This window comes from Paenibacillus sp. cl130 (assembly GCF_900116035.1).
GTDB lineage: Bacteria > Bacillota > Bacilli > Paenibacillales > Paenibacillaceae > Paenibacillus > Paenibacillus polymyxa_B.
In genome coordinates, this window is record NZ_FOYG01000009.1 from 41,618 (window position 1) to 53,629 (window position 12,012).

Genomic DNA, 12,012 nt, shown 5'->3' on the forward strand with positions numbered 1-12,012 from the left:
TGTTCACCTATACTAATTCCGTACATGGTGTTAAATCACACTATGAAAGCGTTTGTTTTTTTCATCATTTTATGGGGACCTCTTCTTCCCCTAATACCCATCCTCTGTATTCTGCATGACAGGTCATAAAATGGGAGTGTGATCCTATTTGGGCTGGTTCGCCGTTCTCCAACAAAATAACTCTATCAACATGCGCTAGTATCTCGCTGCGATGTGTAACGATGATTACGGTCTTTTCACGCAACCGGGTCTTCAACAATTGCTGAACATTTAGCCTAGCTGCTGTGTCTAGATTGGAGGTCACCTCGTCGAGAATAAACAATGGCGCTTCCCTGATCAATGCCCGGGCCATAGCAATTTTCTGTCTTTGCCCACCCGACAATCTGGAGCCATTCGAGCCTATAGGGAAGTCATCTGCCGAGTTCTGAACCAATTCTTCCAGACCAACCTCCGCGATAATGGCCTCTATTGCATCATTAGTGACTTCTGTGCCTATGCGGATATTGCCAAAAATAGTAGTATCAAATAAATACACCTGCTGACTGACCAAAGCTATTTGACTTCGATACTCATCTATCTCATAGCTTTGGATGTCAATGCCGTCATAAGTGATTATCCCTTGATCAGGCTGGCTGAATCTCATAATCAGATCCAGCAACGTAGACTTCCCTGCCCCATTTGCTCCAATGATAGCTACTTTTTCCCCTCGGGCAATCCTAAAGCTCACGTGGGGCAGTACGGGTTCGTCCTTGGTATAGGAAAAAGAAACATTATGAAATGCAATGTGATCTTCGAATGGCGGCTCAGTTAGTAAAGACGCTGGAGTGAATGAATTAGATGTTTCTTCCTCTGCCCAATCCAAGAACTGATAATATCGAATGGCGGAGGGAACGACTTCAGCCAGCATATAGCCAATGTTTAAAATAGCGAATACAGGAGTGGTAACATAAGCACTGTAAGAAACAAAGGCAAAAATCCCACCTACAGTAAGCTGTAAACGAAAGATAAGATTAGCACCCACAACGTACAAAAGCATCATTAGAAGCTGAATTAAAATAGATTCCGAAGCGATATTCCAGGCGTCCAGAAGTGATAATTTTCGTTCTGATTCTACAATTCGACGCTGCTTGGATGAGAACTGCTGATGCTTATGTGGAATAAGACCAAACATTCGCTGCTCCTTCATGCCCCCGACAGATTCCCCAAACCACTGAGCAAAATCACTACTGCCTTCAATTAAATCCCCCACCAGTTTTTTTCTACGCTTCACAAAATACTTCACCACAACATATTTGATGGGTAAAAAGCACAGCACGATTACAGTCATTTTCCAGTTAATGAGCAGCAAACCACATAAACCACCAATCATGCTGAACGCCTGCATAATGACAAAAAATACTCCACTATCTGTGATCCTCGATACATTGCCTACATCCGTGCCAATTTGGTTCAGCAGCTCCGCTTCATTGGTTCGGTTAAAATAACTCATTCGTACTCTTGTCAGATGCAGATACGCCTTTTCAAATAATGAAAAGGTAACCTGTGCGCTTAAGCCTGCCCGAAAGGTTTCTTTACACACATTCAGCAGCTTATCCAAGCAAACGATTAAAAACGCAGCAGAAGTGTACAGGATTACAGCCTGCATATTCCCTTTCAGGAGACCTTGATCCACAATAATCTTGCTTGTTAAAGGCAATAATATATTCAAGCCCGCTGATAGGATGAGACATATCAAAATGATAGTGACCGTCTTCAGATAAGGTCTAAATGTTGCTGCCAAACGTTTATATACTATGGATTCTTTCATCCTTCCCCCCCTTTCACCAGGTGCACCCTCTCCCCCTATTAACTAATTCCGTATCAGAATCAAAATCACTTTAAAATATCTTTTAACTGTTCTAGTAATTCCACATTTACGAGATTAAATATGATTTATGTCATTCTTGAAAATTGGAATTAATGTATATGATTGGCACATACAAAAATCATTTATTTTTTATCCGTCCAAAGGGGGCTTGAACAATGCCGACTACGATGGTTATCGACTGTTGCAAAGAGGATCAGTGCAGAGGTAGTTCCAGATGCTTTTACAGAAAAATTTGTGAACTTTATCTGAGTGAGGTATATCGTTTCTGTATGCATTTAATCAAGAATCAGTCTTGCTTTACATTTATGGCAGAAGAATGTACACAAGATACTTTTGTAGCGGCAAGACAGCAATTGCTCAAGCTCAAACATCACCCCAATGTAAAGGGTTGGCTGTACCTTACGGCTAAAAATCTTATATATAAATCATTTAGGTGCTACTATACACAAAAAAAGCATGAAACTACGCTTGAATGTGAGAAAATCTGTAGTTTTTCAAATTCGGTAGAGGAGGAGTGGGAAAATCGTAGATTGGGAGATGTGGATACGGTTATCGTTAATATTCTAATGCAGCTTTCCAACAATGAATATACACTCTATGAAGACTACTTTTGTCGACAACTGTCTGTGCCCTTGCTCGCTACCAAATATAATATTTCGGTTACGGCTACAACGACTCGAATCTATAGACTGAAAAGAAAGCTTCGTACATTGTCCCATCAATATTGTCTAACTCATATATAAATATATCTATGTAAAGCAAAAACAGCGGAGCCCCTCTCCCAAAGAGAAGCTCCGCTGTTCGTTCTTGTGACTATGACTTGTATTCATACTACACTATTACTTAATCCCCGAAATCGTGTAGTTCTCAATAATATACTTTTGGAAAACAATGAAGATAATCATGATCGGAACGACCATGAAGGTCGAGCCTGCCATTTGAAGAGCAAATTGACTTTCGTTCTGCCCCTTGAGCAGTGACAGCCCGACGGACAAGGTGTACAGCTTCTCATCGTTCGCAATAATGAGCGGCCACAGGAAGCTATTCCATCCACCAATAAAGGTTAAAATGGCCTGTACTGCCAGAATTGGTGTCGAGATAGGCAATACGATTTGCAGAAAAGTACGGAACTCCCCTGCTCCATCGAGACGTGTCGCCTCCAGCAATTCTTCCGGGATATCGGACATAAACTGCCGGAACAGGAAGATCGCGAACGCGCCTACCAATCCAGGAAGGACAATCCCCAGCATGGAATTGGTCAATCCCATCTGGTTCAGGATCAAGTAGACGGGAATCATCGTCACTTGACCTGGAATCATCATCGTTGCCAGTACCAGGTAGAATAGAAACCCTTTGCCTTTAAATTGGAATTTGGCAAAGCCATAACCTGCCATGGCATTCAGGAATAATCCGAAGAAGGAAGCTAAAACAATGATCAGCGTATTCGTCAGATAGGTTCCAAAAGCCATGCTATCGAATAGTAATTTAAAATTATCCAGTGTAAAATGCTGCGGCCAGATGGTCGGAGGAATTTTGGTTACCTCACCCTCTGTCTTAAAGGAGGATAGAATCATCCACGCAAAAGGCAGCACCATCAACAGACCTCCCACGGTCAGGAGAATCGCCACGAACCATTGAAATGTTTTTTCACCACTGCGCGTATTGGCGCGGGCTTGCTGAACAGCTGTTTTCACGTTCATCACCTCTCTCTATCAGGACTCCGCTTTATTTTGCAAACGGAACTGAATCAGCGTCACCGCGATGATCGCGAAGAACAGAATGAACGATCCCGCCGCGGCATACCCGAATTTACTAAATTGGAAGCCGTTATTGTAAATGAACAGGGATGCTGTCAGCGTGCCATCGAGCGGTTTCCCTTTAGTCATGACAAACGGTTCCTCGAAAAATTGCAGCCAGCCAATCATCGTCGTGATGGACACGAAGAAAATAGCGTAACGAAGCTGCGGAAGCGTAATATAACGAATTTGCTGCCATGTATTGGCACCGTCAAGCTGAGCCGCTTCATAATAAGAGCCCGGAATCCCTTTAATAGCCGCAATAAAAATAATCATGTTTAAGCCGATGCCCCGCCAAACTGCCAACACAATCAACGAAACCTTCGCTACTGTTGGATCGGTCAGCCATGGGACGGGACCTAAATTCATTAAACCAAGTACATAGTTGAATAATCCAAGCGTCGGATTATATAGATAGCTCCAAACGACTGCGACCGCAACCACATTCGTTACGGACGGTAGATAGAACACGACGCGGAATACTTTAAAAGCACGTGATTTACCCATGTTAATCAGAATCGCGATGCTAAGCGAAAATATCAGCACCAACGGAACACCGATGATGACGAAGAACAAGGTATTACCAAGGGACTTTATAAAGGAAGGGTCCATTAGTACGTTTGTATAATTTTCCAGACCTATAAAGCGAATACTATCATAATTAACGAGTCCTGACAGATCCATATCCGTGAAGCTGATTACGAGCGCCAGTAGAATCGGCAACAGCGAAAACAGCGTCAACAGGATGATGGAGGGACCGATAAACAAGTATGGCGCAAGCTTCTGCGAGCTTCCTTTCATGCCTTCACTCCCTTTGACAATGGCGGATATGGATCATTATTTTTTCATAATACTTGCAGCCTGCTGATTAAAGTCATCCATTTCCTTCTGTACGTCCGCTTGACCACGGTAAACACGCTCAAAGCTCTTGATGAATTGTTGAGAAACCTCTTCCCATGCTGCCAGTTGCGGCAATGCTGCGGAATGGTCCAGCTGTTTACGAATAGTTTGAAGCATCGGATCACTCTTAAGCTTGGCATCTTCCCACGATTTAGTAGCCGCAGGCAAGTTACTGGACAGTTCCATCCATTTCAGCTGCGTTTCTGGTTTACTCATGTAAGCCATGAATTTGGCCGACTCCTCTGGGTGCTTGCTGAATTGCATAATTGAAAGGTTCGCTCCACCCAAAACGGACAGGTTGTTTACTTTGCCAGGAAGCTCCGCTATATTCCATTTACCTTCCAGTTCTGGTGCCTTGCTCTTGATTTCTTTAATCATAAAAGGACCGCTGATAAACATTGGAACGATACCATCACCTTGTAAACCTTGAACAGAGTCAATTCCAATATCCACTGCGTTAGAGCCGTTTTGGAAAAAAGTATTCAAATACTTCACAGCATCTACAAACGGTGGTTGGTTGAACAACGGATTGCCCTGCTCGTCAACCAGTTTGGAACCGTTCTGGAGAGCAAACATAAAGCCCATAGACTGCTCCTTTGCACTAAAGGAGATACCATATTTGCCTTTGCCCCGAGCCGCCAGCTTTTGGGCAGCATCGGAAAGCTCTTCCCACGTTTTAGGTGCTTCATTATATCCGACTTGTTTCAGTAGGTCGGAACGATAGAACAAAACTCTCGTTTCAGTGTACCAAGGCACACCGACCGGTTTCCCTTCAAATTTTGTCGTACCTACAGCACCCTCGAAGAAATTCTTCGATTCCAGTTCAGGATACTTGCTGATATAAGGGGTAATATCCGTCAATGCACCCGCAGACGCAAGTTCGGGAACCCATGATGTACCTAACTGAACCACGTCCGGACCGGATTTTGAAGCAACTGCTGTCAGCAGCTTATCGTGAGCGTTATCCCAAGGCAACGCCTGTACATCAACGTGAATATCTGGATTTTCTTTCTCAAAATCTTTTACAATTTCAGGCAGCAGTTTCCCTTCTGCTCCCATGCCCCACATGGTGATGGTCGTCTTGCCGTTCGCATCTTTGCCAGACGAATCATCCTTGGACGAGCAGCCTGCCAGCGCGCCCCCCAGTAATAAGGTGCTTGCCAAAATGATCCCCAACGTTCTTTTCATCATACGAATTCCTCCCGAGATGATCGGTTTACCGATCATGCAATATGATAACGGATTCAAATACGAGGATTTTGCGAAAATACAATTAGCGACTTCCAATGAACAATATATAGAACGAAATGGTCTCGTTCATCTATATATTGCATTTTGGAGCGACTGGAATCGAATCTTGCAAAATCCTGATGCATGTAAATACATAGCGATTAAAGAATACCGCTATAACACTTATGTTCAAAGCACAAGGACCATACCCGTCAATAGAAACGTTTCGATAGTCATTATAGAACAAATTGAAACCGTATTCAATAGGAATATTATATTTTATTCGCTCAGAATCCCGACTTTTTTTCGTTTATATCATCTTTATTACGTTATTTAGCCTATAAAAACCCCCTGAATTGGATTTGACTCTCCATTTGAAAGCGTATATAATCCAACTGAGTTCAACAATAGAAACGTTTCGATTAATAATACGACAGAATATTATGCTTCTATACTAGCTATTAGCCTGTTCAGCACTTTTTTGAATCAATTTTATCCAAAAAATCTCATGAATCTGAAAAAAAAGAGCTGTCCACCAACAATACAGCTTATGGAGGATTATGATGGAACAACACCTGAATTCCTATTTAGAAAACATGACGCTTGAAGAAAAAGTCGATCAACTGCTACAGCTTGTGGGTGCCTTCTTTGAAGAAGCGGGAACGGATAGTCAAATTACTGGCCCCATGGCTTCTCTCGGCATCACAGAGGAAAATGTCCATAACGTCGGTTCCGTGCTTGGTATCGCAGGGGCCAAGGAAGCGATTCGTGTTCAGCAGGCTCATTTGAGTAAAAATCGTCTGGGTATTCCGCTTTTAATTATGGCAGATATTGTACACGGCTTCAAAACGATTTTCCCTATCCCGCTGGCCATTGGTTGCTCATGGGATATGCAACTTGCAGAAGAGAGCGCTACCATTGCAGCCCGCGAGGCGGCTGTATCCGGTGTTCACGTCACATTCGCTCCTATGGTCGATCTGGTGCGTGACCCGCGCTGGGGCCGTGTGATGGAATCTACAGGGGAAGACCCTTACCTCAACAGCGAATTTGCTCGTGCGTTTGTGCGCGGGTTTCAGGGTAAAGATCTGACGAACGATACCGACCGGGTGGCCGCATGCGTGAAGCATTTTGCCGCATATGGAGCTGGCGAAGGCGGACGGGATTACAACACTGTAGATGTATCCGCCTGGCAGCTGCGAGAGTATTATCTCCCCTCCTACAAAGCTGCTTTAGATGAAGGCTGCGAAATGGTGATGACGTCCTTCAATACCGTAGAAGGCGTAGCCGCAACGGGCAATAAGCGCCTGATGCGTGATTTGCTTCGTGATGAATGGGGCTTTGATGGTGTGCTCATCTCGGATTGGGCCGCCATCAAGGAGCTTATCCCTCACGGCATCGCCGAGGATGAGCGCGAGGCAGCGAAGAAAGCACTGCTGGCTGGCGTAGATATTGAAATGATGACCTCCTGCTATAACGGGCATCTGCCTGAGCTGGTTCGCAGCGGACAACTGGATGAAGCGCTCATTGATGAAGCCGTGATGCGTATATTGAAGCTCAAGCAAAAGCTGGGCTTGTTCGAAAATCCGCTACGCGGCGCAGACCCTGAGCGTGAACGTGAAGTTGTGTTCTGCGAAGCTCACCGTACGGTTGCCAAAGAATTAGCTATTAAATCTTGCGTGTTGCTCAAAAATGATTCCGTTCTTCCATTGAATCGCGATCAGCATATTGCGTTGATCGGACCTTTTGCAGAGAGCGGTGATATCCTGGGCTCTTGGTCGTGGAGTGGTTCGCAGGAGGAAGCTATTCGCGTTGTCGACGGGTTCCAATCGAAAATATCCTCCTCGCTGCTCACGGTTGCGGCAGGTTGCTCTATCGACGATATAACTGAGGAGCAATATGCGGAAGCTCTGCAAGCAGCCAGCCAAGCAGAGGTTATCGTGTTGGCGCTTGGTGAGCACTCCGATATGAGTGGTGAAGCAGGCAGCCGTTCCAATATTCGCCTGCCACAAGCCCAGTTGGAACTGGTGAAGCGCCTGAAGACGCTGAACAAGCCTATGGTAGCCGTATTATTTAATGGTCGTCCGTTGGACCTGCACGGTGTCATTGAAGAAGCAGACGCCGTATTGGAAGCCTGGTTCCCTGGTGGTGAAGGCGGCGCGGCGATTGCCGATTTGTTGTACGGTGATGCCGAACCTACGGGTCGCCTGACCATGTCATTCCCGCAATCGGTCGGACAGGTGCCCGTGTACTACAATCATTTTAATACGGGACGCCCGCAGTTAGATCCGAATACAAAAGAACGCTACGTGTCCCAATATCTAGACGTACCAAACGAACCTTTATTCCCGTTCGGCTATGGACTGAGTTACACCGATGTAGCCTATGACAGCGTACAGCTTTCCGGCGATACCCTTATACCTGGTCAGGAACTGACCATTAAAGTGCAGGTAACGAACACAGGAACACGTCCGGTCGAGGAAACCGTCCAGTTCTATGTTCGTGATATCAGCGGTGATACGGTTCGTCCAATGAAAGAACTGAAAGATTTCTGCAAAGTCCTTCTTGCCCCAGGCGAAAGCCGGGAAGTGGAATTTGCATTGACCGAGCCTCAGCTGCGCTATCATCATGCAGATTTGAGCTTCAGCAGTGACAGCGGTGAATTTGCCGTCTTTACAGGACCTAACAGCCGAGATACTAGTGAAAGCCGTTTTCGGTTAGTGAAATAAACAGGAAAGTGAGGCGTTCCCTTTGATGAATACAAGTCTGGATCAAAATATTTTGCTGCGGGCCGGCGACCTGTCTTTTACCTTCTTGAGCAGCGGTGATGTGTATAAGATCGCCCACGGCTCAACGATGATCAACCAGCTGTTGACCAATTCAGTCGACGGTTCCTTGAACAATCTGTACTTGAGATTGTACCGTCCGTCCGGTGTAAGTATCACTCCCCTGCTTGGAGTTCGCTCACCGGGAGTCATCCGACAAACGGATCAGCAGATTATTTGGGAGGGTTTCACCGCTGGTGTAGGCTATCAGGTAACCTTCACGCTAAGCCGCCTGGGAGTATGGTTCTGGGATGTAACCCTACAGGGCGATGACGTGGAAGCAGATGTCGTGTACGGTCAGGATATTGGCATTGCCGATACCGCCGCTGTGCGCAGTAATGAAGCTTATTTGTCTCAATATATTGACCACACCGTCTACCATGATGAACAAAGAGGCTACACCGTTTGCTCACGTCAAAACCAGCCTCAAAGTCAGGCTTTCCCATACATTCAACAAGGCTCGTTAACCCGCACTGTTGGTTACTCGACTGACGGATTTCAGTTCTTTGGACTTTCGTACAAAGAAACGAATGAGCCGGAAGCACTCCATCGTGACTCGCTCGCCAATGAAGTGTACCAATACGAATTCGCCTATACCGCGTTGCAATCTGAGCGGGTGAAACTTGCCGGGGAAGCTCGCTTTACTTTTTACGGTCTGTTCCAGCCCAATCATCCAGCCGCAGTGACAAAGCTGGAGTATCGGGAGCTGGTGACAAAGGCACGTGACGAAGTAGGTGCCGTTCTAGCGGACACTTCCGAGACCAGCATACCGGTACACGCGACAAGTGATCTTCAGGCAGGGCGTGTGGCTCCAGCTCAAACCATCGGTGAGCCGCTGCGCACGCTGGACTTAACCGCTGCCGAAGTGAATCAACTTTTCCCGAAACGGCAGGAAGAAGAACGGGATGGCGATGAACTACTTTCCTTTTTCACGGACAGCTATGAGCATGTCGTACTCAAATCCAAAGAGCTTCGTGTAGAGCGTCCCCATGGGCACATTTTAATGGGCGGGCATTACGCAGGAGGCAAGGAAGAAACCATTACAACCACCTCCTATATGTACGGGGTGTTCAACTCCCAGCTCGTGATCGGCAATACAAACTTCAACAAAATGATCACCAACGCGCGTAATGCGCTCAATATTCCCAAGACATCCGGCCAGCGTATCTATGTCGGAGTCCAAGGGAAATACCGCCTGCTCACGATGCCTTCCCTGTTCGAGATTGGCTTTAATTATGTGCGCTGGTACTACAAAACGGCTGGCGATACATTCATTATTACAAACCATACAAATGCCGATAGCCCAGAAGTACGGCTTCATATGCGTGCGGCAAGCGGCAAAACCTATCCGTTCCTCATCACCCAGCAAATGTCTATGCATGTGAACGAATATGAGCTTCCGTTTCATATGGAACGTGAAGGTGACGCCCTGCTCTTCCGGGCAGACTCTGCTTCCCTGAGTGCCGAAGCCTATCCAGACCTGCTGTACCGAATGCACGTCGAGGGCGCTCCATTACAGCAGGTGAGCGACGCTCACGTACTGCTACAGGGTACAGCTTCCGCTGATGCGTCCCTAGTCGTGCTGGAGCTGGGTGACAGCAGCGAATGGACCTGCACCGTGCAGGGTTGGCTGAATGGGCTTTCAGCCGGGCAAGAATCAGCGCACAAAGAGCGTCACGCTTCCTTTGAAGATGAGCGCGAGCGCTATCGGGAATATTTTGCCGAGCTTATGAACGGTTTCCATCTGTCGCTGGGTCAACATGAAACGAGTGAGCTATTCCGTGTGAACGCAGTGGCTTGGTGGTACACCCACAATATGCTCGTTCACTACTCTGTGCCTCACGGTCTGGAGCAATACGGCGGTGCAGCCTGGGGAACACGTGATGTGTGTCAGGGGCCTGTGGAATATTTCTCAGCTACGCAAAAGTTCGACGAGGTTCGTTCCATTCTGCTGACTGTTTTCAGCCATCAGTACGAGGACAGCGGAAACTGGCCGCAATGGTTTATGTTTGACAACTATACTCACGTGCAGCAAGAAGAAAGCCATGGGGATATTATCGTCTGGCCGCTCAAGGTACTGGGCGACTATTTGACCGCTACCCGTGATTACAGTATTCTGGGAGAAAATGTACCTTACACCCATCGGCATACTTTCGATTATACCAAGCAGACCGCGACTCTCATGGAACATGCCCTGAAGGAAATCGAATATATTCGGGAGAATTTCCTTCATGATACGTATTTGTCGGCCTATGGCGACGGCGATTGGGATGATACCCTCCAGCCAGCCAATGCTCAGCTGAAGCAATACATGGCGAGCAGCTGGACGGTTGCACTCACCTACCAAGTTATTAGTAACTTTGCTGCTGCTTTGGAGCAGGCCCCCGCGGGTGTAGTAAGCGAAGCCGACAAGATTGCACAAGATCTACATCAAATGGCTAATGGCATCCGTAAAGACTTTAACCGCTACATGCTGGAGAGCGGAATTATTCCGGGCTTCGTGTATATGGAAGAGCCCGGCCAACCTAAGCTGATGCTCCATCCGTCTGACACCGAGACAGGAATCCATTATCGGTTGCTGCCAATGACACGCAGCATGATCAGCCAGCTGCTCACGCCTGAACAAGCATTGGCTCATGAGCAGCTCATCCGTGAGCAGTTCCTCTGCCCGGATGGTGTGCGTCTGATGAACCGCCCTGCACAGTATGATGGCGGTGTGAGCTCGCACTTCAAGCGTGCAGAGCAAGCGGCCAACTTTGGACGTGAGGTCGGGCTGCAATATGTGCATGCCCATATCCGCTTTGCGGAAGCGATGGCCAAGTTGGGACGCAAGGATGACGCTTGGCACAGCTTGAAGCTCATCAATCCGGTCGGCATCCGTGCGTCCGTACCGAATGCCGAATGGCGCCAAAGCAACGCCTATTTCAGTAGCTCGGACGGTAAATTTAACACCCGCTATGAAGCCCAGGAACGGTTTGGTGAACTGCGTGAAGGAGCCATACCCGTCAAAGGCGGCTGGAGAATCTATTCCAGCGGTCCGGGAATCTACATGAATCAGCTCATATCGAATGTCCTTGGTATTCGTCAATCGGGCGAAGACCTGATCCTGGACCCTGTGCTGCCGGATCATCTCGACGGATTGGAATTTGAATTTTCCTTTGCAGGAAAACCAATTACCTTCGTCTACCGCATGCTGCAAGAGCGTACTGGTAGTGAGCAAGGCCGTGCAGTATTGAACGGGACACCACTGGAAAGCGTGCCAGCCGATGATAATCGCTACCGCTCTGGTGCCTTGCGCATCAAACGTGAGATTTTCGAGCAGGCCTTAGCAGAACATGACGGTGTACACCGTCTGGAGATTATTTTATAAAGAGTTTTTGATGCTAAATCTGGTATA

Annotated in this window: 7 protein-coding genes; 3 read left to right on the plus strand and 4 right to left on the minus strand. The window is 47.0% G+C overall.

Going from position 1 to position 12,012, the window contains the following annotated elements; genetic code table 11:
• Positions 1-64: 64 nt before the first annotated feature.
• Positions 65-1,807, minus strand: a complete 1,743-nt coding sequence (locus BM358_RS21505; RefSeq protein ID WP_028541960.1) for an ABC transporter ATP-binding protein — start codon at positions 1,805-1,807, stop codon at positions 65-67.
• A 227-nt stretch (positions 1,808-2,034) separates the two neighbouring features.
• Here BM358_RS21505 and BM358_RS21510 point away from each other — a divergent pair, with 227 nt between their 5' ends.
• Entirely contained in the window at positions 2,035-2,610 is a 576-nt protein-coding gene (locus BM358_RS21510) for an RNA polymerase sigma factor (protein WP_256253386.1), read from the plus strand.
• A 96-nt stretch (positions 2,611-2,706) separates the two neighbouring features.
• Here the strand turns inward: BM358_RS21510 and BM358_RS21515 are convergent, their stop codons facing one another.
• From BM358_RS21515 to BM358_RS21525, 3 genes are read right to left on the minus strand one after another with little or no spacing between them, the layout of a single operon-like run.
• Complete coding sequence (locus BM358_RS21515; protein WP_023986622.1) at positions 2,707-3,561, minus strand: carbohydrate ABC transporter permease; 855 nt, start codon at positions 3,559-3,561, stop codon at positions 2,707-2,709.
• 18 nt (positions 3,562-3,579) lie between these two features.
• Entirely contained in the window at positions 3,580-4,464 is an 885-nt protein-coding gene (locus tag BM358_RS21520; RefSeq protein WP_028541958.1) for a carbohydrate ABC transporter permease, read from the minus strand.
• A gap of 36 nt (positions 4,465-4,500) precedes the next feature.
• Entirely contained in the window at positions 4,501-5,754 is a 1,254-nt protein-coding gene (locus BM358_RS21525; protein WP_028541957.1) for an extracellular solute-binding protein, read from the minus strand.
• Between the two features lie 602 nt (positions 5,755-6,356).
• On the opposite strand from BM358_RS21525, the gene BM358_RS21535 reads away from it, so the two are divergent.
• Both BM358_RS21535 and BM358_RS21540 read left to right on the plus strand, forming a co-directional pair.
• A complete protein-coding gene (locus BM358_RS21535) occupies positions 6,357-8,519 on the plus strand; it encodes a glycoside hydrolase family 3 N-terminal domain-containing protein (RefSeq protein WP_028541955.1) in 2,163 nt (720 codons plus the stop codon).
• Positions 8,520-8,544: 25 nt separating this feature from the next.
• Positions 8,545-11,985 carry a GH36-type glycosyl hydrolase domain-containing protein gene (locus tag BM358_RS21540; protein ID WP_028541954.1) on the plus strand — a complete coding sequence of 1,147 codons (3,441 nt, stop codon included), beginning with the start codon at positions 8,545-8,547 and terminating at the stop codon, positions 11,983-11,985.
• Positions 11,986-12,012 lie beyond the last annotated feature (27 nt).